This is a genomic window from Roseivivax sp. CAU 1753, assembly GCF_054482575.1.
Map to the genome: position 1 here is coordinate 582912 of NZ_JBTLRF010000001.1, position 22209 is coordinate 605120.

The window sequence follows — 22209 nt, forward strand, 5'->3', positions numbered from 1 at the left end:
GCATTCAACCAGCCCCAACCGCCGAAATTGTACCGATCACGGCGATAGTCTGCCGACGTCCCAACCCGATTGCGCGGATTTTCGACGCCAAACGAAGCGATCATGCAATCTGAAGGCGCCGTCGGCCCAGAATTCGATTTCGACCGGGCGGATTCGGAAGCCGCCCCAGAACGGCGGTCTCGGCGGGTTTGCGCCGAACCTCGCGGTGATCTTGGCGACTTTCGCCATCAACTCGGTGCGGCTGCCAAGCGGTTGCGACTGTGCCGAGGCCCAGGCACCCAACCGGCTCTTGAGCGAGCGCGAATCATAATAGGCATCCGCCTGCGGTCCGTCCTCGCGCTCGGTCACGCCGCGCACCCGGATCTGCCGCCGCAGCGATTTCCAGTGCATGACGAACGCGGCCTTGCCCGCGCCGTCGATCTCGATGGCCTTCCGGCTCTCGTAATTGGTGTAGAAGACAAAGGCGTCGGCCTCGATATCCTTGAGCAACACCATGCGCGCGTTGGGCATCCCGTCCGCATCGACGGTAGCGAGCGCGATGGCGTTGGGGTCGTTCACCTCGTGCTCTCCGGCCTCGGCCAGCCAGTTGCGCGCGATCTCGAAAGGATCGTCCCCGGCGAAAATTCCTGTCCGTTCCGTCATGGTTGCCCCCTTGCCGTCGTCTGGGATGTTTTACACCGCACCGGGCAGAGCCGCCCTTGATGGCGTCTGTCCCGTCACTTAAAGGTCTTGGGGAACACATGTTGTGCGGGGACGGGCGATGTCAAACTCTCTTATGTCGGGCAAGCGCGGGCTGATCATGGGCCTGGCGAACGACAAATCCATTGCCTGGGGCATTGCCAAGGCCTGCGCGGATGCGGGCGCGGAGCTGGCCTTCTCCTATCAGGGCGACGCGTTGAAGAAGCGGGTGGACCCCCTGGCGGCAAGCCTTGGCTCGGATATCGTGCTGCCCTGCGACGTCGGTGACGAGGCCACCATCGACGCGCTTTTCGACGGGCTGAAAGAGCGTTGGGACAGCCTCGATTTTGTCGTCCACGCCATCGGCTACTCCGACAAGACGCAACTGCGCGGGCGCTATGTCGATACCACCCGCGACAACTTCGCCATGTCGATGGACATCTCGGTCTACTCCTTCACCGCGGTGATGCAGCGCGCCGAGAAGATGATGAAGAACGGTGGCTCCGCCGTCACGCTGACCTATTACGGCGCCGAGCGGGTCATGCCGCATTACAACGTCATGGGCGTCGCCAAAGCCGCGCTCGAGGCTTCGGTGCGCTACCTGGCCGAGGATCTGGGCAAGGACGGCATCCGCGTGAACGCCATTTCGGCGGGCCCGATCAAGACGCTGGCGGCCTCGGGCATCGGCGATTTCCGCTACATCATGAAGTGGAACGAGTATAACTCGCCCCTGCGGCGCAACGTGACGATCCACGATGTCGGCGGCTCGGCGCTTTACCTGCTGTCGGATCTGGGCGCGGGCGTCACCGGCGAGACGCACCATGTCGACGCGGGCTATCACGTCGTCGGCATGAAGGCGGTGGACGCCCCGGATATCGAAAAGGCCTGAGGCGCGTGGACGCCGCCCATATCATCGCCTTCAACCTGGCGCTCCTCGCCGCCATGGCCGCACCCGGACCTGCGCTTTTGTTCGCGCTGCGCCAGTCGATCGCGGGCGGGTTCCGGGCCGGGTTCGCGACCGGTCTGGGACTTGCGGTGGCGGCCGCGTTCTGGACATCGATGGCGCTTGCGGGACTGGAGGCGGTCTTCGTGCTGGTCCCTGCGGCCTATCTTGTCCTGAAGATCGGTGGCGCGCTGTATCTCATCTACATCGCCTATACGCTTTGGCGCGACGCGCGGCAGCCGCTTGAAGACAGCGCCGGTCCCGGGCGGCGCGCCTTTCTCGGCGGGATGCTCGTCAACCTTGCCAATCCCAAATCGGTCCTGTTCGCCGCTTCGGTCCTCGTGGTTATCTTCCCTGCGGGATTGCAGCTGGCGGACAAGGCGCTGATCGTCGCCAACCATTTCGCAGTGGAGGTCGCGGTCTACGGCCTCTTCGCGGCGCTGTTGGCCACGCCCCCTGCCCGCGCGGGCTATCTGCGCTTGAAAACCGGCATGGACCGGGTTGCCGCCGCGGTTCTCGGCGCGCTCGGCCTGCGCCTTTTGCTCGACCGATAGGATACTCTGACATGACCGATCTTCTGCCGCATGAAAAAGGCTTTCACGTCAGCTGGGACCAGCTGCACCGCGACGCGCGCGCGCTTTCCTGGCGTCTGCAGGGCAACGTCCCCAAGGGCGGCTGGCGGGCGGTCGTGGCGATCACCCGCGGCGGCATGGCTCCGGCGATGATCGTCGCGCGTGAGTTGGATATTCGCGTCGTCGATACCATCAGCGTGAAAAGCTATGACCACCAGACCCAGACCGAGCCGCATATCATCAAGAGCCCGGACAAGGATGTGGTCGGCGACGGCACCGGCATCCTGATCGTCGACGATCTGGTCGATACCGGCCGCACCCTTGAAGTGGTGCGCGCCGCGATGCCGAAGGCGCATGTGGCCACCGTCTACGCCAAGCCCAAGGGTCGTCCCATGGTCGACACCTTCATCACCGAAGTGAGCCAGGACACCTGGATATTCTTTCCGTGGGACATGGCGCTGCAATACGTCAAACCCTTCCACGGCGCGGACGACTGAGCGCAACCCTTGCGGGGCTTCGGCCACTCGCCTAGAGGTGTGCCGACACGTAATTTCCGACAGATCGAGGAGCCCCGATGGCACTCAAGGCAGGCCGCATTTCCAAAGTCTTCCTGTGGATCCTGATGGGCATGCTGCTCGTCGGGCTCGCGGGGTTCGGCGCGACGAACCTGTCGGGCACCGCGCGCAGCATCGGCGCTGTCGGCGACCAGGAGATCAGCGTCGACGCCTATGCGCGCGGCGTCCAGCAAGAGTTGCGCGCGCTTCAGGCACAGCGCGGCCAGCCGGTCAGCTTTGCCGACGCACGGGCTGCGGGGCTCGACACCCAAGTGCTGTCGCAACTGGTGCTGACAAGCGCGCTGGACTGGGAAGCGGACCGGCTCGGCATTTCCGTGGGCGACGAGATGGTCGCGGCGGAGTTGGCCCAGGTCGGCGCGTTCCAGGGCCCCGACGGCCAGTTCAGCCGAGATGCCTATGGCTTTGCGCTGCAGAACGCCGGGATGTCCGAGGCCGAGTTCGAAGAGGACCTGCGCAACGAGATCTCGCGTACCGTGTTTCAGGGCGGCGTCTTTGCCGGCCTGACCATGCCCCCCGCCTATACCGACGCCATCGTCGCCTACGCCGGTGAAACCCGCGACCTGACCTATGCGGTGCTGACCGCTGCCGATCTCGAGACCGGTGTCGATGCGCCGACCGAGGAAGACCTGCGCGCGTATTACGACGACAACATCGCCGACTACACCACCCCCGAGACCAAGCGCATCACCTATGCCTGGGTCACGCCCGACATGATCCTCGACAGCGTGGACATTCCCGAAGACGTGCTGCGCGACGCTTACGCCGAACAATCCGACCAGTTCAACATGCCCGCGCGACGCCTGGTGGAACGGCTGGTGTTTTCGTCCGACGCCGCCGCCGCCGAGGCCGCCGCCCGGATCGCGGACGGCACCGCGACCTTCGAGGATCTGGTCGCCGCGCGCGGGCTGGATCTGGCGGATACCGACCTGGGCGCGGTGTCGCGCGCCGATCTGGGCGATGCCGCCGATATCGTCTTTTCCGCCGAAACCGGCAGCGTCGCCGGGCCCGCGCCGTCGGGCCTCGGACCGGCCCTCTTTCGGGTCAATGCCGAACTGGCCGCTGTCGAGACCTCGTTTGAGGACGCCGTGCCGCTGCTGCGCGACACGCTGGTGCTGGACCGCGCGCGCCGGGTGATCGAGGCGCAGGCCGAAAGCTTCGACAATGAACTGGCGGGCGGGGCCACGCTCGAGGAACTGGCCGACACCACCGACATGACCCTTGGCAACATCGACTGGACCCGCAACGCCGACGCATCGATCGCGGCATATCCCGCCTTCAACCAGGCCGCCCGCGCCGCGGTGCCCGACGATTACCCCGAGATCATCGAACTGGGCGATGGCGGTGTCTTCGCCCTGCGCGTCGACGGGATCGACCCGCCCGCACCGGCCCCCTTCGAGGCAGTGCGCGCCGAAGTCGAGATCGCCGTGGAACAGGCCCGGATCACCGACGCGCTGATCGCGCAGGCCGAAGCCCGTGCCGAGGCGCTGGGTCAGGGCCAGAGCTTTGCCGACCTGGGCCTGCCCGCCACCACGCTTGCCGCCGCCGAGCGCACCGCAAACCCGGACCTCTTGCCCCGCGGCGCGGTCGCCGCCGCCTTCGACGCCGCCGCCGGGGCCGCCACCGTCGCGTCCGAGCCGGGCCGCGTCGCCATCCTGCGGGTCGATGCGATCAACGCCGCCGATCCCGCGGGTGACGCCGCCACGCAGCTGGCCGCGCGTCTGGCCGAACAGGCCGAGCAGGCCATGGCCGAAGACCTGTTTCGCGCGCTCGCCGCGGACATCCAGACCCGCGCGGGCGTGACGCTGGACCAGAACACGCTGAACGCCGTCAACGCGTCGCTGCAATGAGTGCGGAATGGCTGAGCTGACCCCCTCTTTCGCCGCGTTCGAGGCGGATTACACCGCCGGTCGCAATCAGGTGGTCTATGCCCGCCTCGCTGCCGATCTCGACACCCCGGTGTCGCTGATGCTGAAGCTGACGGGGGCCGCGCGCGATGCCTTCATGCTCGAATCCGTCACGGGTGGCGAGGTGCGCGGGCGCTATTCGATCATCGGCATGAAGCCGGACCTGGTCTGGCAATGCCACGGTGCCGAGGCGCGCGTGAACCGCCAGGCGCGCTTTGACGCCGATGCGTTCGAGCCGATGTCCGAACCGCCGCTGACCGCGCTGCGCGCCCTGCTCGAGGAAAGCCGCATCGATCTGCCCGACAGCCTGCCGCAGGCCGCGGCGGGGCTGTTCGGCTATCTCGGCTACGACATGATCCGGCTGGTCGAACACCTGCCCGACGTCAATCCGGACCCGCTGGGCCTGCCCGACGCGACGCTGATCCGGCCCTCGGTGGTGGCGGTGCTCGACGGCGTCAAGGGCGAGGTGATCGTGGTCTCGCCCGCCTGGGTCTCGTCCGGGCAATCGGCGCGCGCCGCCTATGCCCAGGCTGCCGAACGGGTGATGGACGCGGTGCGCGATCTGGAACGGGCGCTGCCGCAACAGGCCCGCACCCTGGGCGACGCGGCAGAGCTGGGCGCGCCGCGGTCCAACTTCACCCATGAAGGCTACAAGGCGGCGGTCGAGACCGCGAAGGAATATATCCGCGCCGGCGACATCTTCCAGGTTGTCCCGTCGCAGCGCTGGACGCAGGATTTCCCGCTGCCGCCGTTTGCGCTCTATCGCTCGCTCCGCCGCACCAACCCGTCGCCCTTCATGTTCTTCTTCAATTTCGGCGGTTTCCAGGTGATCGGCGCCAGCCCCGAGATCCTCGTGCGGGTCTTCGGGCGCGAAGTCACCATCCGGCCCATCGCCGGAACCCGCCCGCGCGGCGCGACACCCGCCGAGGACGATGCCCTCGAGGCGGATCTGCTGGCCGACCCGAAAGAGCTGGCCGAACACCTGATGCTGCTGGATCTCGGCCGCAACGATACCGGGCGCGTTTCGAAGATCGGCACGGTGAAGCCCACCGAGCAATTCGTGATCGAACGCTACAGCCACGTCATGCACATCGTCTCGAACGTGGTGGGCGAACTGGCCGCGGACCAGGACGCGCTGTCGGCGCTGCTGGCAGGCCTGCCCGCAGGCACGGTGTCCGGCGCCCCCAAGGTGCGGGCGATGGAAATCATCGACGAGCTCGAGCCCGAAAAGCGCGGCGTCTACGGCGGCGGCGTGGGCTATTTCTCGGCCGGGGGCGACATGGACATGTGCATCGCGCTGCGCACGGCGGTCGTCAAGGATGCGAAACTCTATATCCAGGCCGGCGGCGGCGTTGTCTTCGACAGCGACCCCGAGGCGGAATACCAGGAGACGCTGCACAAATCGAACGCCATACGCCGCGCAGCCGCCGATGCTGCGCGATTTACCGGCAACGGCAACAGCTAGGCCCCCCGCGCGCCGCTTGATCTGGCGCATGGGCAGACGCGCGCAGCCGTGCCATACCCCAAACGCGCATCACAACGCAGGAGCACACCAGTGACACACCGCATCAAGACCGCGCTGATCGCGGCAGGGGCGCTTTGCCTGGCCAGTCAGGGCATCGCCCAGGGCACCACGATGGACAGCACCCAGGGCGAATCGCTGTTTGCCCGCTTCTGCGCCACCTGCCACGGCGCGGACGCCACCGGCGGCGGTCCGATGTCCAACCTGCTGACCAAGAAGGTGCCCGATCTCACCACGCTTTCGGCCCGCAATGGCGGCCAGTTTCCGATGCGCAACGTCGTGCATGTTATCGACGGCCGCACCGACATCCGCGCCCATGGCGGGCCAATGCCGGTATACGGCGACATGTTCGATCGCGATGCCCCGCGCAACGAGACCGCGGGCGCGGTGATCGAGGCACGCGGCAATATCCTGTCGCTGGCCTATTACCTCGAAAGCATCCAACGCTAGACCCGCACCCTTCCGACGGTCCTTGTTCCTTCACTTTTCCAGACAAACGCCGGGGTTCGGGGCAGCGCCCCGATCCGTTTGCCGATCCGCCCCGGATCGGCAAGCCAAACATGGGCGCGCCATCGGCGCGCACCACTGCCTGATCCGTCCCGACAGTGCCGCCGCTCAGGCCGCCTCGACGGCGTGGGTGCGGATCCGCTCGATCATCGCGCGCAGCCCGTTCGAGCGTTGCGCCGACAGATGATCGTGCAGCCCCAGCCGCCCCAGTTCGGCGCGCGCATCGACGCCCGGCACCTCGGCCACCGGCAACCCGTCGTAAAGCTTGCGCAACAGCGCGATCAGGCCGCGCACGATCATCGCATCGCTGTCGCCCAGAAAGTGGAACGCCCCCGCCTCGATGCGCGGATGCAGCCAGACCTGGCTGGCGCAGCCGTCGACCTTGGTCGCGGGCACCTTCAATTCGTCTTCCAGAGGAGCCATGTCGCGGCCCAGTTCGATCACCAGCCGGTAGCGGTCTTCCCAATCGTCGAGAAATTCGAAATCCTCGACCACCGCTTCGAATGCGGGCTGTGCCATCCGGGCCTCCTTTCGCCTGCGTCGCTGTCCCTGAGGTAAGAGCGCAAGGCGTCGGCGTCCAGCCCCATGCCGCCGCAGATGGGCTTTTCACGCGCCGGTCGATAGGCTAGTCCAAAAGGAAAGGTTGAGGGGCGCAGATGTCGATCAGAACACCGGTAACGATTTGTCTTGTGGCAGGCCTGGTCCTTGCGGGCTGCGGCAGTCGTCTCAATCCGTTCAACTGGTTCGGACCCGCGCGGTCGGTGCCCGTCGCCAGTTCCGAGGCCACGGCCGAGGTCAATCCGCTGATCCCGGCGCGGCGGGCGGGCAGTTCGATCTTCCGCGCGCAAGAGGCCGCCTATCAGGGCCGTCCCATCGCCCAGATCGCGGACCTTGCCATCGAACGCCGCCCCGGCGGTGCCGTGATCACCGCCACAGGCGTGGCCCCGACGCCGGGGCGCTATGACGCCCGGCTGACCCCGATCGAGATCGACGATACCGCGCGGCTGATCTATTCGCTGGACGCCGCGCTGGCCCCCGGCCCCGCGGGCACCGGCGCCAATGCCCGCAGCGTCACGGTCGCGGTCTATCTGACGGATCAGGAATTGTCCGGCGTGCGCGAGATCGAGGTCCGGGGCGCGAACAACGCGCTTGTCACCCGGCGCTAAAGCTCGATCACCGCGACCTTGCTGCCATTCGCCGACAGCGCGATCAGCCCCTCGCACAGCCGCAGTGCGTCTTCGCCGAAAACCTCGCGCCGCCAGCCCTTCAGGGCGGGCACGTCCCGCGCGCCACCGGCAATCGCATCCAGATCCGCGGTCGGCGCGATCAGCTTCGGCGCCACGCCCGAACTTTCGGTCCGCGCCTTCAACAGCACCCGCAGCAGATCGGCGAGCGCCGGGTTCACCTGCCCCTTGTCGATGCCGTTGACCACTTCGGGCAGGTCTTCGTTCGGCATCGCCAGACCACGCGCCACCGCATCGAGGATGCCCTGTGCGATGTCGCCCTTGCGCGCCTCGCGCAACAGCAGCCGCGAACGGCCCAGATCCTCGAAGGTGGCCGGCTTGGTCGATGCCAGTTCGACCAGCGCATCGTCCTTGAACACCCGGTTGCGCGGGATGTTGCGCGCGATCGCATGGGTTTCGCGGAAGGCCGCAAGCTCGGCCACGATGGCCATGAAACGCGGGCTGGTGTTGCGGGTCTTGACCCGTCTCCAGGCGTCTTCGGGGCGGGTCACGTAGGTTTCCGGATCGCTCAGCAGCGCCAGTTCCTCGGCGACCCAGCGATGCCGCCCGGTATCGCGCAGCTTTCTTTCCAGGAATTCGTATATCTTGCGCAGATGCGTCACATCCCCGAGCGCGTAGTGCTTCTGCGCTTCGGTCAGCGGACGCCGCGACCAGTCGGTGAAGCGCGACGACTTGTCGAGGCTGGCCCGCGCGATGCGTTTGACCAGCGTCTCGTAGCCCACCTGCTCGCCGAAGCCGCAGACCATGGCCGCGACCTGGGTGTCGAACAGGGGCTCGGGGATGACACCATATTCGACGCTGAAAATCTCGATGTCCTGCCGCGCCGCGTGGAACACCTTGACCACCGAGGTATCCCGGAAGAGCGTCTTCAGCGGATCCAGCGACAGCCCCTCGGCCAGCGGGTCGACAAGCACGGCATCTGCCTCTGCATCGTCCTCGCCCGGGATGGCAAGCTGCACCAGGCAAAGCTTGGAATAATAGGTCCGCTCGCGCAGGAATTCGGTGTCTACGGTAACGTAGGGGGCGTCATGGGCGCGGGCGCAGAAGGCGGCAAGCTCTTCGGTGCGGGTGATCGTCTGCATTCTGGCCTTTCTTGCGGTCGATATGGTCCGAGATTACCCGATTGCGTTCGGGGTGCAATGGAGCCGCGCCTCAGAGGTCGAGGCGGGTTCGGTCCCCGGCGGCAAAGCGGCGCAGCACGGCGGGATAGAGGCGGTGTTCCTGTGTCAGCACCCGCGCGGCAAGCGTGTCGGGCGTATCGTCGGGCATGACGGGCACGCGGGCCTGTCCGAGGATCGGTCCGTCATCCAGCGCGGGCGTCACCTCGTGGACCGTGCAGCCATGCTCCGCCTCGCCCGCCGCAATGGCGCGGGCATGGGTGTGCAAACCGCGATACTTGGGCAACAGCGACGGATGGATGTTGATCATCCGCCCCTGCCAACGGCTGACGAAGCCCTCGGTCAACACGCGCATGAAACCCGCCAGACAGATGATATCCGGTGCCGCCTGTTCGAGGCGGGCATGAAGCACATCCTCGAAGGCGGCGCGGTCGCCCGCGAAGGGCACGTGGTCGACATGATCGGCGGCGATGCCCAGGTCGCGGGCGCGGTCCAGCCCGCCGGCATCAGCGCTGTTGGCCAGCACCAGAACCGGTCGCGCCGGATGGTCGCCGGTCATGCTTCGGGCAAGAGCCACCATGTTCGATCCGCCGCCCGAGATCAGGATCGCCACACGCTTCATGCAAGATCGCCCGAATAGCGCACCCCTTGCGTGCCGCCGACATGACCGATCACGTGCACGCGCTCGCCCGCCGCGTGCAGGGCGCGGCGGATGTCGTCGGCGGCGTCCGCATCGACGACCAGCACCATGCCGATGCCGCAGTTGAACGTCTTGAGCATCTCGGCTGTGGCCAGCGCGCCCTGTTCCTGCAGCCAGCGGAACACCGGCGGCATCGTCCAGGCGGACAATTCGATCTCGGCACCCAGGTCATCGGGCAGCACGCGCGGCAGGTTTTCGGTCAGGCCGCCGCCGGTTATATGGGCCAGCGCATGCACGCCGCCCTGACGGATCGCCGAAAGGCAGGGCGTCACGTAGAGCCGCGTCGGTGCCAGCAGGGCCGCACCCAGCGTGCCCTCGCCCCAGGGGCATTTCGCCTCCCAGCCGAGACCCGACCCCGCCACCAGCTTGCGCACGAGGCTGTAGCCGTTGGAATGCACCCCGTTCGAGGCAAGCCCGAGCAGCACATCGCCCTGACGCACCCCTTCGGGCAGCGCCGTGCCCCGCTCCATCGCGCCCACGGCAAAGCCCGCAAGGTCAAAATCGCCCTCCGGATACATGCCGGGCATCTCTGCGGTTTCGCCGCCGATCAGCGCCGTATTGGCCGCCTCGCAGCCCTCGGCGATGCCTTCGATCACTCCCGCCGCGGCGTCGAGGTCAAGCTTGCCGGTGGCGAAATAATCAAGGAAGAACAAGGGCTCGGCCCCCTGGCAGACCAGGTCGTTGACGCACATCGCGACAAGGTCGATGCCGACGCTGTCATAATGCCCGGTATCGATGGCGATGCGCAGCTTGGTGCCCACACCGTCGGTCGCGGCCACCAGCACCGGGTCGGAATACCCCGCCGCCTTGAGATCGAAAAGCGCGCCGAACCCGCCCAGACCAACCATGGTCCCGGCGCGATCCGTGCGCTTCGCGGCGGGTTTGATACGCTCGACCAGCGCGTTGCCCGCGTCGATATCCACGCCTGCATCGGCATAGGTGATCGGGGTCTTGCCATCGGTCATGAAAGGTCTCCGGGCTGTCGGTTGGGTGCTGTTTCCGCACGCGATAGCCCATCGCTCCGCGCCCTGCAACGATGCGCTTGACCCCCCTGCCCGGTCTGCTACTTCGGAATGCGCTGGGGGCCTGTAGCTCAATTGGTTAGAGCAGAGCGCTCATAACGCTTTGGTTGCGGGTTCAAGTCCTGCCGGGCCTACCAGTCTCGCTTTCCGTTATCGTTTTTTCCCAGGCATCATGGACCACGCATCAACAGCGTGGCCCGGAGTGCCGAAAACAAGAACCGAAACGCGTTCTATCGCCCGTGCGGCCACCCGGACCTGTCGACCCCGCGCGCGTTCACTTCCGACACCGCCAGCCCTCATCCTCCATATCGCTCACTGGACCGGTATGGGTGCGGCATGGTGCAAGGATATGCAGGAAATCGTTGCAGCAGCCCCGGAGAACCTTGCCATCCGAGGCGCGGACGATCTTCTCGGCATCGCGCACGACGGCCCCAAACCGCGGCGTCGGCGTCAACCTGCCAGCTTGGCCGCCACTCCCACCGGTCGATTCATTCCCACGCCGTATTTCCATGTCGGATCGCCGCGGTCGCGCCGCCGTTTTGAAGATCTGCTAGGACAACCGGTCGAAATCAGACCGCTTGAGCGGCCCACCGAGGCTGAGCACTATCAACCCGGAACTCTCGATTATCGGTGCCGGAAACCGAAAAGCACGCGCGCAGTCACTGGTGGCCCGGTCGGCGCCCATCTGCCGATACAAATTGCCCGTTCTGCATGATACCTACCCAAAATGAATGCGGTCCGAGGGCGACATGCTCTGAAGCCCCTCGCCTGCGAAAAGGGCGTGGTAAAAGGCCCTCGATGCGCGCATATCGTTCGTTCCGACGACGACGTAGTTCATTTTCATGGGTGTCTCTCTGATTGAATGGGTGGGGCCGACGCTGGCGGCGTGGCGAGGTCTTACACGACGACCACATTACCGCGTTTGTGCCCGGCCTCGACATAGGTGTGCGCCTCGACGAGGTCGGACAGCGGGTAGATCCGGTCCATGACCGGGGCGAGGCGGTCCTGGTCGATCTGGGTCAGGATCTCTGCCAGCATGGCCCGCAGGCGCTGCGGCTTTTCCAGCCCGGCAGCCGCGAACAGGGCGCGTTTCCGGCCCACAGCGGACGAGAGCAGGATCGCGGGCAGCCGCCCCAGCGTCAGGACCGGGCAGAGGTAGCGCCCCGCCTCGGCCAGCGCCGGCCTGGCGGCTGCAAAGGACGCGACGCCCAACGTGTCGAAAATCACATCGTAACCGGCCCCCTTCGGCAAGGCCTCTTCGCTGGTGTAGTCGATTACGCGGGTGGCCCCGAGCGACGCGACAAAGCTGGCGTTGCGGGCGCTGCAGGTGGCTGCCACCTCTGCGCCCATGGCGGCGGCGATCTGCACCGCGGCACTGCCAAGGCTGCCAGCCCCGCCAAGGATCAGCACGCGGTCTCCGTTTTGGACCTGGCCGAGGTTGCGCAGGAAATGCCAGGAGGTCAGCACGCCGTCACACAGGACGGCTGCGTCCTCATGCGACAGGGCCTTTGGTTTGGGCATCAGCACGCCGCCCTCATCGACGCAGATGTGGCTCGCATTGGCGCCGAAGCGCAGCCCGGCCTCGCCGAAGACCATATCGCCCGGCGCAAAGCGGCTGACCTTGACGCCGACCGCGATCACCTCGCCCGACAGTCCTGTGCCGGACAGCCCGTTGCGCGGACGCCGCAGGCCGAGGAAGGCGCGCGCGAACAGCGGTTCGCCCTTGCGCATCATCCCGTCGGCCCTGGTCACGGCTGAGGCGTGGATGCGGATCAGCACCTCGGTCGGTCCGGGCTGCGGCATGGGCAGCGTGACAGGCGTCAGGGTTTCGGGGTGGCCATAGCGCGGGATGTGCCAGGCGGTGCGCGTCTCAGTCATGGGGAACCCTCCGTGGTCTTTGGGTGTGCGCACAGGAATAGAGGTTCCTTCCCGCTCCGAAGAGTGGCTAGGATGGCCCGCAGTGGTTCATAAATGATCCGGGCGGCCATGGATTGGAAATCTCTTCCGGCATTTCTGGCTGTTGCGCGGAACGGTTCACTCCGCGCCGCGGCCGAGCGGTTGGGCGGCACGCACGCGACCCTGCGCCGCCAGGTCGAGGCGCTGGAGGCGCAGCTGGGCACCCGGCTTTTCCGGCGGGGCGCAGACGGCCTGTCCCTGACCGCAGCCGGTCGCAGGCTGTTGCCGCAAGCGCTCGAGGCCGAGGCCGCGCTGCTGAAAGGGTTCAACGCGGTGCAGGGCCTCGACCGGGAGGCATCCGGACGCATCCGTCTGTCGGCCGATCCGATGACGGCGCATTACCTGCTGGCCCCGGTACTGGCCGACTTCGCCGCGCTTTATCCCGAGATCGAGATCGAATTGCGCCTTGCCTATACGCTCGACTCGATCGCGCGGAACGAAACCGATGTCTCGATCCGTCACGCCGCCGCGATCGAGGACGACGCCGTGGGCCGCAAGCTGTTCCCGCTGTCGATCGGGGTGGTGGCGTCGCGCGATTACATCGACCGCGCCCTGCCGGGGGCGGGTCGCAAGGGCCAGGGGCTGAGCTGGATCGGATACGGCAACGTGCCCGAGCTTCTCACAATGATCGCGGGATCGGCCTTTCCCAAAGCGCGCGTGCGCCACTCTGTGCCCGATCCCGAAATGCATCTGCACCTGGTGCGCGCAGGTGCGGGGATGACCTTCCTTGCAACCTGGGTGACATCGGTGTTCCCCGAACTGCAACGCGTCCCGGGCACCGAGCTTGACCAGCGCCGGTCGACCTGGGTGCTGCTGCACGGTGATCTGCGCCGGGTGCGGCGTGTCCGACTCTTCGTCGACTACCTGTGCGACGCACTTCTGGAACGACGCGCGGCGTTCCTGGGATCTTGATGCGACGGGATTCCCGGTGGGACCGGGTCGCTTGGGCAGATCGCTATCGGCCCTCACAGGACCGTTGTGGGTTCTGCAGCGACAGTCGATTCAGAGCCCGAATAGCAGGATGCCAAGGTTTCCCGAACCCGTTCGATCCTGCCATTTGCCGGATGTCACTTAATAAAATATCAACCGCTGCACGCAGTGGAAGGCACCCCCCGTGAAAAAGCGCGCAGCGGATCGGCAAGACGATATCCTGAAGGTATTGAAAACCTGCGACACGCCGATGACTGCCTGTCAGATACTATCGCGCTTGCAGGCAGACGAGCCGGATATCGCGCCGCCGACCGTTTATCGGACGCTCTCGTCATTGCACCCGCCGAGACGTGTTACTGACCCAACGCGGCATAGGGGATGCCGTGTTCTTCGTAGTACCGTATCGCACCGGGATGTAGCGGCGCCGTCAGGCCCTCGGTGGTCATCGCATTGGGATCGAGGCTGCCGAGAGCGGGATGCGCGGCCCGGAACTTATCGATATTGTCGAACACATGCGCGACGATCTGGTAGGCTGTGTCCTCATCCAACTCGGCAGAAACCACCGCAGTTGCTATGACGCCGAAGGTGTTCACCGTGTCGGGGTTCGAGCTGTATATGCCCCCCGGGATCTCGGTGCGCGCGTAATGCGGTGTTGCCGCAATCATCGCGTCGATTTCCGGCCCCGTGACATTGACGATCTGCGCGTCACACAGTCCGGTTGCATGAGCGACGGACGGATTTGGGTGTCCAACCGTGTAGACGATGGCCTCGACGCGGTTGTTGCACAGCGCGAATGAATGCTCGGACGCATTCAGTTGCGTGCTGAGGGCGAAATCGTCGACCGACCAGCCCATGGCCTGCATCACCGCTTCCATGGTGCCGCGCTGCCCTGAGCCGGGATTTCCGATATTGACGCGACGTCTGACCAGATCGCTTAACGACGCGATGCCGGAATTCTTCCGAACCACAAGGGTGAATGGCTCGGAATGAACCGAAAACAGGGCCCGCAGGGACTCGTCCGGACCCGCCGCCGCAAAGGTCCCTTGGCCGTGCACGGCAAGCGCCTGAACATCGGATTGGGCGATGCCGACATGCAGTTTTCCGGCCCGAACGGCCATCAGGTTGTTTGCCGACCCGACGGTCGAATAGGACTTGCAATCCAGACCCTCGACCGGATCGGCTTTTTTGATCAACCGGCAAATCGCGCGACCGACCTGGTAATACACACCCTGCGGCGATCCCGTGCCGATGGTGATCTGTTCGGCTGAAAGCGATGACGCCGCGGTTGCGATCATGGCGGTCGCGGCCAGCACCGAGGTCTTGTTCAACAGCACTTTTAACATTGAGGTCCATCCTTCACTAACTAATATCGAGGTCCATCCTTCACTAACGAGGCCATGCAATCCGCCACGTCCCTCCGGGGCGCGGGTATTGCCAAAAGCCGGAAGCGGCTTGACCAGTCATGTCGTCAGTTCAGGCCGCGCCGCTGCCTTGGCAGCACACGCGTCGGATATTCCGGTCACACGCGCTCACGCAGTCAAATCCAGGATCATCGCTGTCAATCACAGCTCCTGACTGATGCACACGGCTCGTGCGGGGACCATACCATAAAATTGCGTCGAGCCGGGTGAAAATCCGACCGGGCACCGCGCATCGCCCTTTCGGCGGCGGGTTGCGCCATCCCCGGGGCCGCCAGGCCTCAGGTGGCCGGGACCGGGTCCTCGCCGACCGACCGCAACAGCGCCGCGGCAACCAGATCGCCTGTCACGTTGACCACCGTCCGGCACATGTCGAGCAAACGATCGACACCGAGAATGATCACCATGCCCTCGACCGGAATGCCCATGTTCGTGGCGACGCTGACCAGAATGGCGATGCTGACACCCGGGGTGCCGGGCGCGCCGATGCTGGAGGCCACAAGCGTGCCGACGACCACGGCGATCTGCAGCGACGTCAGGTCCACACCGGCAAGCTGCGCCAGAAACAGAATGGCCACCGCCTGATAAAGCGCGGTTCCGGCCATGTTCATCGTCGCCCCCAACGGCACGACGAGGTTGGCGATGTTCTCGGGCACGCCGATCTTGCGCGCCGACTGGATCGTCACCGGCATCACCGCCGAAGAGCTTGACGTCGAAAACGCCAGCAACAGGTTGCTGCCGGCAGCCCGCATGAAGCGCATCGGCGTGATCCGCGCAAAGACAAGCGCGATCAGAAGGTAGAGGCACAACAGCACCGCAAGCCCGAGCAGAACCGTTCCCACATATCCCGAGATGCCGATCATGGTTTCAAATCCCAGGCGCATGACAAGCTGCGCCATCAGACCGAACACCGCGAAGGGTGCCAGAAACATCGCCCATTTCACGATGTTCATCGAGATCGACAGCAACGCGTCCATCAGGGCCAGGAAGGGCCGCGCGCGACCGGGCTGCACCTGCGTGACCGACACGCCGACCAGCAGGGCCAGCACGACAACCGCCAGCATGTCGCCCTGAACGATCGATGCCGTGGGGTTCGTCGGCAGAATCTCGACGATCAAATCCGGCAAGGATACCTGAGAGGCCGGGACCGGCACATCGGATGCGTCGTCGGTCAGGGACGGCGCATCCTGCGCGGATGCCCCCTGGGACACCCCGGCAAGCCCCACGCCGGGCCGCAGCCACTGGGCCAGCGCCACCCCGATCATGGCGGCCACTGTCGTCGTCGCGAGGATAAAGGCGGCAAGCCGCAATCCAACCGACCGCAACTCGTCGCCGGACCCGGCCCCGGACAGCCCGCCGACGATGGACGAAAAGATCAGCGGCACCAGCACCATGGCGATCAGGGCCAGGAAGATGCGCCCCGGCAATGCCAGCCAATGCCCGACAACCTCGGCTGTATCGGGGTAGATGAACCCGGCGGGTTCGCTCAGCAGCAAGCCAAGGCCAAATCCCAGCACCATTCCAAGCATGACCTGTGCCCAGAGCCGGGACGTCATCCAGACGCGCAGTTTGAAACGCTGTTCCGAGATCCGCATCGTGGTATCGAGTGTATCGGCTGGCATGGCTGGGCCCTCAAGTGATCGGATGTCGGGGCAAGGCCGCAGCGGCCCGGGGCAGGCGTCGACCTGCGCGGGATGCGCGCACCTGCGCGCCTCGTCCGACGCCGGTGGTAATTCATCGTTAAGGCCGGACCGCAAGTCACCTCAGACAAGAAATATCGCCTGTGATCGGCCCTTACCTTCCGTCATCCTCGTGCGGCCAATGCCGGGTCGACGGGGAATGCACGGGATGGCGCCCACTGTCGTCGCGTGAGCCATTCCTGCGTGGCACAGGGACACCCCCGCCAAGGCCGCAAACGGACAAGGGCACGCGCCCCGGTCCTGGGATTGCCAAAGGACGGCAGGCGTTGCGCATACCGCGTGATTTGGATCAAGGCCCTTGGTCGAGAGGCAAATTATCATCCAAGGGCGAATACGGGGCCGGGGCGCATGCGGTAATCCGACGATGTCCGGTCGCGCCAGCAAAGCCCGTTGTCGAAACTGCAGACCCCGGCGACACCTGGGGGCACACAAATCCAGAGGACCCCTTCATGAGATCCATGTTTATGGCCGCCGCCTGCGGGCTGCTCGGTCTGCCTGTCGCCGTCACCGCCAACGATTCCGCCGCGGTGCTCGAGGCGGGCGGCCTGCGCCTCGTGCGCGATGTGCCGGTCGAAATCGTCTCGGAAGAGTTGTACCTGTCGCCGTCGAAGATCGATGTCAGCTATGTCTTCCGGGCCGCCGACGACATCGGGTTTTCAACGCTGGTGGCCTTCCCGCTGCCGGAATACGACCTGGCGTGGCTGGGTGAAAGCGTGCTTGGCGGGGCGGGCGACACGGTGCAGTCGCGCAGCGCCTTCCGGGTCTGGGTCGATGGCGCAGAGATCGTCCCGCAGCTCGAGGTCAAGGCCATGCGCAACGGGATAGATGTCACGCAGTTCCTGCAGAATTACGATGTGCCCATCGGCTCGCTCGACTACGACGCGATTACCGCCAGCCTGCGCGCCCTGCCGCAGAACGCGAGGCAGTGGGCCGAAAAGGCCGATATCGTGCGCTGGTATGATGGCACCGAGCCTGAGCCGCGATGGACGATCAAAGCCGCCTATTTCTGGGCCGAGGATTTTCCGCCGGGACAATCGGTGCATGTGCGGCACAGTTATGTCCCGATCGCCGGGCAGTTCTTCGTCTATGACCCCGCCAGTGGCGAAATCGATCCGGCGGATCATTGCATGACCGAGGCCGAACAGGCCGGACTGCGCAACCGCATCGCCGCCTCGCAGATGGGCGCGGTGGTGGCCACACAGGTGCGATACGTGCTGACCACGGGCGCGAACTGGCAGGGTCCGATCGGCAGCTTCAAGCTGATCGTGGACAAGGAGGACCCTGCGAACATGGTCAGCCTGTGTGTCGACGGTCTGAAAAAGACCGCGCCCACGCGCTTCGAAAAGACCGTGCGGGATTTCGTGCCGCGGGGCGATATCGACGCGCTGTTCATCAGCGCGCTGCAATGAGGCCGGCCGGTTCCCCCATGGCGCGGGCCTTGTGGACCCGCCCGCAATCGACCGCCCGAAGCGTCCCCGGCATGCCGCGGCCTGCCCTGCGCCTCCGCCCCTGGTTCAGACCTGCCGCGATGACACAGGTGCTGCTCTCTGGCCTCTTGCTGTTCGCATCCCCGGCGATGGCGCAACAGGTCACGCTGGCCGACAAGGACGGGTACGCGATGGGTCCGGGCACCTGGACCTGCGACAAGGCCGTCGCGGTCGCCATGAGCGATGGCGGGCAGGACAAATCGGCGCTGATCGGCTGGATCCTGGGCGCCTGGAGCCTGTCGACCTTCATCCGGGCGCCTGCGTTCAGCGACACCATCGAGCAGGTCGGCGGGCAACAGATCTATATCGAGACGATCAGACAATGCGAGGCCGCGCCAGCGGATGAACTGCTGCATCTGGTGGTGCGCGCGATGATAGACAACACCGGATCGGACTGAGGACCATGGCCATGGCGACGTTCAGACCCCCTGTCGCGGCGCTTTTGGCGCTGCTGGTGCCTGGTGGGTTCGGCCCGTCCGCCAGCGCGCTCACACCACCGATGGCCTGCCGGTTCGTGCCCGAACTGGGGCGGTTCCTCAACCCGGATGAAGCGGAACCTCCGACCGCCCAGTCGGTCCTGCCGGATACCTTTGCCAACGGCATCGTCTATTTCGAGGTCGCGGACCTTTATGGCACAGGCGACCGGTCCCGCTGGCTGGTGGTGCAACAGTGCGGGACACCGGCGGGGCTCGTGTTGCAAATCGATCCCGGCCGCCCTGCGCTGCGCGCCCGGTTTGACGAAATGATCTTCGGCACCGCCCCTTACACCTTGCGCCAGATCGCGGCGGCCATGTCCGACATGGGTGGGCAAGTGCGCCTTGGAAAGATCGACCTCGGATCCTGTCCCTGCGACCATCAACGCTTTTTCTACGGCAGGTGAGCCGCGCGCCCGCGCGGCCATTCAGGCATCAAGGCGACAGCCCGCATCGTCGCGCCACCGGGTCCCCCTGCGCAGGATCGTCACGGCGCACCCTCTTCGGTCCAGCGGCGCACATGGGTCATGTGAATGTCGAACAGATCGAGCGCCCGACCGACGGATTGGTCGACCATTTCCATCAGGGTCCTGGGCTTGCTGTAGAAGGCCGGGACCGGCGGCATGATGATCGCCCCGTTCCGCGTCGCCTGGTCCATCAGCGCGATATGGCCCGGATGCAGCGGCGTTTCGCGGAACATCAGCACAAGGCGGCGGCGTTCCTTCAGGCAGACATCCGCCGCCCGCGGGATCAGCTCGCCGGCGTTGCAGGTGGCGATATTGGACAAGGTCTTGACCGTGCAGGGCGCAACCAACATGCCCATGGTCTGAAACGAGCCCGACGACAACGACGCCCCGATGTCCTTCTGGTTGTAAAACACATCCGGCAAGGCCTTCATCTCGGCCTGCGACATGTCCACCTCGTCTTGCGCGGTCCGGAAGGCAGAGGGCGATATGATCGCGTGGGTTTCGATATCCGGCACCGATTTCAGCAATTGCAGGGCCCGGATGCCATAGATCACCCCGGAGGCACCGGTTATCGCGATGATGAGCCGCTTTTTTGGGCCGGATGCCTTCATTTCCCCGCCTCCCGAAGCCGGTTCCAGACCCGACCGGGCGTGGCTGGCATATCCAGGTGATCGATGCCTTTTACCGATAGAGCATCGACCACCGCGTTGATGCAAGCGGCCAGCGCCCCCACGGTCCCGGCCTCTCCGGCGCCCTTGGCACCGAGCGGGTTGGCCAGGGTCGGGACCGGGTGGCTCGATACCCCGATGGCGGGAAGGTTGTCACATCGCGGCATGGCGTAGTCCATGAAACTCGCCGTCAGCAGCTGCCCGGTCTCGGGATCGTAGGCGATGTCCTCCATCAGGGCCTGGCCGATGCCCTGCGCGACACCACCCGCGATCTGGCCCTTGACAAGCATCGGGTTGAGCACCGTGCCCACATCATCGACGACGCAGTACCGGTCGACCCGGACCTGTCCCGTCTCGGGGTCGAGCACAACTTCGCAGATATGGCAGCCATTGGGGAAGGTCGCGCCCCGGGCGCTGGCATGGACGTCGATGGCCACATGCGATTTCGAATGCGCCATGGCTTCGAGAAAGCTGACCGCGCGACCGTCGGACGCCGTGAAGCGCGCATCCGCGAAGGTCAGGTCCGCCTCGGGAACCCCAAGCATCCCGGCGGCAACGGGCCGGGTCCGGTCGATCGCCACATCCATCGCTTGCCAAAGGGCGGTCCCCGCCGCGGTCAGGCTGCGCGAACCGAAGGTTCCGGTTCCCTTCGCCACCTTCCCGGTATCGCCCGAAACGAACTCGATCGCCGCCGGATCAAGACCGAGCCGGTCACACAGAAGCTGCCGGAACGCCGTTTCGTGCCCCTGCCCCGCGCTGCTGGTGCCGACGACGATGCGCCCGCTGCCCTGCGCACCGACCGACAGTTCGGCATATTCCGGATGCGGCTTTCTGACCGGGCCACCGGCGATCTCGATGGGCAGGCTGATGCCGATCCCGCGCAGGTGGCCCCCGGTCTCGGTCGCCGCCCGACGGTCCGCGAAGCCGTCCCAATCCGCAGCCTTGAGGGCGCGGTCGAGAACGCCCGCGAAATCGCCGCTGTCATAGATCCAGCCGAGCGGTGTCTCGTAGGGCATCTGCGACGCCGCGATAAGGTTCCTGCGCCGCAGGTCGACCCGGTCGTGGCCGGTCTCGGCGGCGGCGATATCGAGGATCCGCTCGATCATGTAGGTCGCTTCGGGACGCCCCGCCCCGCGATAGGGGGCCACGTGCTGGCAATTGGTGAACAGGCCATCGACGACAACATGGATCGCGGGCGTCGTATAGACCCCGGCCAGCCCCGCGAGGTTGGCAACCGGCGGATGCGTGGTGGCGAACCCCATGCAGGCACCAAGTCCCGCGACGATATGCACGTCGAGCGCCAGGATCCGCCCCTGCCGATCAAGCGCAATCGCCACATCGGCCCATTGATCGCGCGCATGCGCATCCGACAGGAACGACTCGGTGCGCGTGGCCTGCCACGACACCGCCCGCCCGGTACGTCGCGCCGCCCAGAGCGCCAGCGCGTATTCCACGTAGCCCGCGTTCTTCATCCCGAACGACCCGCCGGTGTCCCCTGTCACGACGCGGATGTCCGCAGCCGTCACGTTCAGAACCGGCGCGAGGTCCGAGGCCACGCGATGCGGCGTCTGGCTGCCCACATCAAGCGTGTATCCGCCGTCTTCATCGTAGCGCGCGACCACGGCGCGGGGTTCAAGCGCCACCGCCGTCACCCGGTTGATCCGCATCCGCGCGCGGGACACATGGGCCGCAGCCTCGAAGGCACGGGCCACCGCATCGCCATCGCCCTTTTCGACCCGAAAACACCGGTTGTCCGGCAGATCGGGCCAGACCCGGGGCGCGCTTTCCTTCAGCGCCTCCAGCGGGTCCACCACCGCCGCGCGGTCCGTGTAATCCAGCACGATCGCATCGACCGCGTCTTCCGCTTGCACGCGCGTTTCCGCCAAGACCACCGCGACCGGGTGGCCCACGTATTGCAGCAGTCCGGTGGCCAGCGGCCTGACCTCCGGCAGCGGCATCTCACCGCCATCCGGTCCGGGATGACGCAGCCGGGGCAGGATCAGGCCAAGCCCGTCTTCCACCTGTTCATCCGGGGTCAGAACCGCGATCACGCCGGGCATGTGCCGGGCCGCCTCTGCGTCGATGCCCAGAAGCCGCCCCGCGGCAACGGGCGACCGCAAGACCACCATCTCGAGCCCCGACGGGTCCCGTCGATCCGCGGCATACGCGCCCTGGCCCTTGAGAAACCGGTCATCCTCGACCCGAGCTTGCGACCTGCCGATCTTCCACATGTGCTTCGCGACGCTCCTTCCGGCAGGGGCCATGTCCAGTCGACCGATCGCGCTGCAATCGGCCACTTGAAAATCATACTGTCATACACTAATA

Annotated in this window: 22 protein-coding genes and 1 tRNA gene; 13 read left to right on the forward strand and 10 right to left on the reverse strand. The window is 65.9% G+C overall.

What is annotated here, in order from left to right; all coding sequences use genetic code 11:
* Window positions 1-36 precede the first annotated feature (36 nt).
* Window positions 37-642, reverse strand: coding sequence for a pyridoxamine 5'-phosphate oxidase (pdxH, locus tag ACXYMN_RS02655; RefSeq protein ID WP_459011857.1), 606 nt, complete (start codon window positions 640-642; stop codon window positions 37-39).
* Between the two features lie 118 nt (window positions 643-760).
* Here pdxH and fabI point away from each other — a divergent pair, with 118 nt between their 5' ends.
* From fabI to ACXYMN_RS02685, 6 genes are all read left to right on the forward strand, one after another.
* Complete coding sequence (gene fabI, locus ACXYMN_RS02660) at window positions 761-1567, forward strand: enoyl-ACP reductase FabI (RefSeq protein WP_459011858.1); 807 nt, start codon at window positions 761-763, stop codon at window positions 1565-1567.
* A 5-nt stretch (window positions 1568-1572) separates the two neighbouring features.
* A complete protein-coding gene (locus tag ACXYMN_RS02665) occupies window positions 1573-2175 on the forward strand; it encodes a LysE family translocator (protein WP_459011859.1) in 603 nt (200 codons plus the stop codon).
* Between the two features lie 11 nt (window positions 2176-2186).
* A complete protein-coding gene (gene gpt / locus ACXYMN_RS02670; RefSeq protein WP_459011860.1) occupies window positions 2187-2690 on the forward strand; it encodes a xanthine phosphoribosyltransferase in 504 nt (167 codons plus the stop codon).
* A 77-nt stretch (window positions 2691-2767) separates the two neighbouring features.
* On the forward strand, window positions 2768-4615 hold the full coding sequence (locus ACXYMN_RS02675; RefSeq protein WP_459011862.1) for a peptidylprolyl isomerase: 1848 nt from the start codon (window positions 2768-2770) through the stop codon (window positions 4613-4615).
* A gap of 7 nt (window positions 4616-4622) precedes the next feature.
* A complete protein-coding gene (trpE, locus tag ACXYMN_RS02680) occupies window positions 4623-6137 on the forward strand; it encodes an anthranilate synthase component I (RefSeq protein WP_459011863.1) in 1515 nt (504 codons plus the stop codon).
* 90 nt (window positions 6138-6227) lie between these two features.
* Window positions 6228-6644, forward strand: coding sequence for a c-type cytochrome (locus tag ACXYMN_RS02685; RefSeq protein ID WP_459011864.1), 417 nt, complete (start codon window positions 6228-6230; stop codon window positions 6642-6644).
* Between the two features lie 165 nt (window positions 6645-6809).
* On the opposite strand, the gene ACXYMN_RS02690 is transcribed toward ACXYMN_RS02685, so the two are convergent.
* A complete protein-coding gene (locus ACXYMN_RS02690) occupies window positions 6810-7220 on the reverse strand; it encodes a SufE family protein (protein WP_459011865.1) in 411 nt (136 codons plus the stop codon).
* Between the two features lie 170 nt (window positions 7221-7390).
* Here ACXYMN_RS02690 and ACXYMN_RS02695 point away from each other — a divergent pair, with 170 nt between their 5' ends.
* A complete protein-coding gene (locus tag ACXYMN_RS02695) occupies window positions 7391-7867 on the forward strand; it encodes a hypothetical protein (protein ID WP_459011866.1) in 477 nt (158 codons plus the stop codon).
* Here ACXYMN_RS02695 and rnd read toward each other — a convergent pair.
* The 3 genes from rnd to purM all read right to left on the reverse strand — a co-directional run bounded on the left by rnd (window position 7864) and on the right by purM (window position 10728).
* A complete protein-coding gene (gene rnd, locus ACXYMN_RS02700; RefSeq protein ID WP_459011867.1) occupies window positions 7864-9027 on the reverse strand; it encodes a ribonuclease D in 1164 nt (387 codons plus the stop codon). The genes ACXYMN_RS02695 and rnd overlap by 4 nt on opposite strands.
* 70 nt (window positions 9028-9097) lie before the next feature.
* The gene (gene purN, locus ACXYMN_RS02705; protein ID WP_459011868.1) at window positions 9098-9685 is read right to left on the reverse strand and encodes a phosphoribosylglycinamide formyltransferase; all 588 of its coding nucleotides are present in this window, start codon (window positions 9683-9685) and stop codon (window positions 9098-9100) included.
* Entirely contained in the window at window positions 9682-10728 is a 1047-nt protein-coding gene (gene purM / locus ACXYMN_RS02710) for a phosphoribosylformylglycinamidine cyclo-ligase (protein ID WP_459011869.1), read from the reverse strand. The genes purN and purM overlap by 4 nt, the downstream gene beginning before the upstream one ends.
* 117 nt (window positions 10729-10845) lie before the next feature.
* Between purM and ACXYMN_RS02715 the strand changes: the two genes are divergently transcribed.
* Together ACXYMN_RS02715 and ACXYMN_RS02720 are read left to right on the forward strand one after the other, a co-directional pair.
* Window positions 10846-10922 (forward strand) — tRNA-Ile (locus tag ACXYMN_RS02715).
* A 212-nt stretch (window positions 10923-11134) separates the two neighbouring features.
* Window positions 11135-11500 carry a hypothetical protein gene (locus tag ACXYMN_RS02720; protein ID WP_459011870.1) on the forward strand — a complete coding sequence of 122 codons (366 nt, stop codon included), beginning with the start codon at window positions 11135-11137 and terminating at the stop codon, window positions 11498-11500.
* A 182-nt stretch (window positions 11501-11682) separates the two neighbouring features.
* On the opposite strand, the gene ACXYMN_RS02725 is transcribed toward ACXYMN_RS02720, so the two are convergent.
* Window positions 11683-12663 carry an NAD(P)-dependent alcohol dehydrogenase gene (locus ACXYMN_RS02725; protein WP_459011871.1) on the reverse strand — a complete coding sequence of 327 codons (981 nt, stop codon included), beginning with the start codon at window positions 12661-12663 and terminating at the stop codon, window positions 11683-11685.
* A 108-nt stretch (window positions 12664-12771) separates the two neighbouring features.
* Between ACXYMN_RS02725 and ACXYMN_RS02730 the strand changes: the two genes are divergently transcribed.
* Complete coding sequence (locus tag ACXYMN_RS02730) at window positions 12772-13653, forward strand: LysR family transcriptional regulator (protein ID WP_459011873.1); 882 nt, start codon at window positions 12772-12774, stop codon at window positions 13651-13653.
* Window positions 13654-14024: 371 nt separating this feature from the next.
* Here ACXYMN_RS02730 and ACXYMN_RS02735 read toward each other — a convergent pair whose 3' ends face one another.
* Entirely contained in the window at window positions 14025-15014 is a 990-nt protein-coding gene (locus ACXYMN_RS02735; protein ID WP_459011874.1) for a TAXI family TRAP transporter solute-binding subunit, read from the reverse strand.
* Window positions 15015-15370: 356 nt separating this feature from the next.
* Window positions 15371-16711, reverse strand: a complete 1341-nt coding sequence (locus tag ACXYMN_RS02740) for a dicarboxylate/amino acid:cation symporter (RefSeq protein ID WP_459011875.1) — start codon at window positions 16709-16711, stop codon at window positions 15371-15373.
* Between the two features lie 527 nt (window positions 16712-17238).
* Between ACXYMN_RS02740 and ACXYMN_RS02745 the strand changes: the two genes are divergently transcribed.
* The 3 genes from ACXYMN_RS02745 to ACXYMN_RS02755 all read left to right on the forward strand — a co-directional run bounded on the left by ACXYMN_RS02745 (window position 17239) and on the right by ACXYMN_RS02755 (window position 19156).
* Window positions 17239-18198: a DUF4424 family protein gene (locus ACXYMN_RS02745; RefSeq protein ID WP_459011876.1), complete on the forward strand. Its 960-nt coding sequence runs from the start codon at window positions 17239-17241 to the stop codon at window positions 18196-18198.
* 119 nt (window positions 18199-18317) lie between these two features.
* Window positions 18318-18674: a 5'-methylthioadenosine phosphorylase gene (locus ACXYMN_RS02750; protein ID WP_459011878.1), complete on the forward strand. Its 357-nt coding sequence runs from the start codon at window positions 18318-18320 to the stop codon at window positions 18672-18674.
* 11 nt (window positions 18675-18685) lie between these two features.
* Complete coding sequence (locus ACXYMN_RS02755) at window positions 18686-19156, forward strand: hypothetical protein (protein WP_459011879.1); 471 nt, start codon at window positions 18686-18688, stop codon at window positions 19154-19156.
* An 80-nt stretch (window positions 19157-19236) separates the two neighbouring features.
* On the opposite strand, the gene ACXYMN_RS02760 is transcribed toward ACXYMN_RS02755, so the two are convergent.
* Window positions 19237-19827 carry a UbiX family flavin prenyltransferase gene (locus ACXYMN_RS02760; RefSeq protein WP_459011880.1) on the reverse strand — a complete coding sequence of 197 codons (591 nt, stop codon included), beginning with the start codon at window positions 19825-19827 and terminating at the stop codon, window positions 19237-19239.
* Window positions 19824-22115: a xanthine dehydrogenase family protein molybdopterin-binding subunit gene (locus ACXYMN_RS02765; RefSeq protein ID WP_459011881.1), complete on the reverse strand. Its 2292-nt coding sequence runs from the start codon at window positions 22113-22115 to the stop codon at window positions 19824-19826. Before ACXYMN_RS02765 ends, ACXYMN_RS02760 begins: the two co-directional genes overlap by 4 nt.
* Between the last annotated feature and the right edge of the window lie 94 nt (window positions 22116-22209).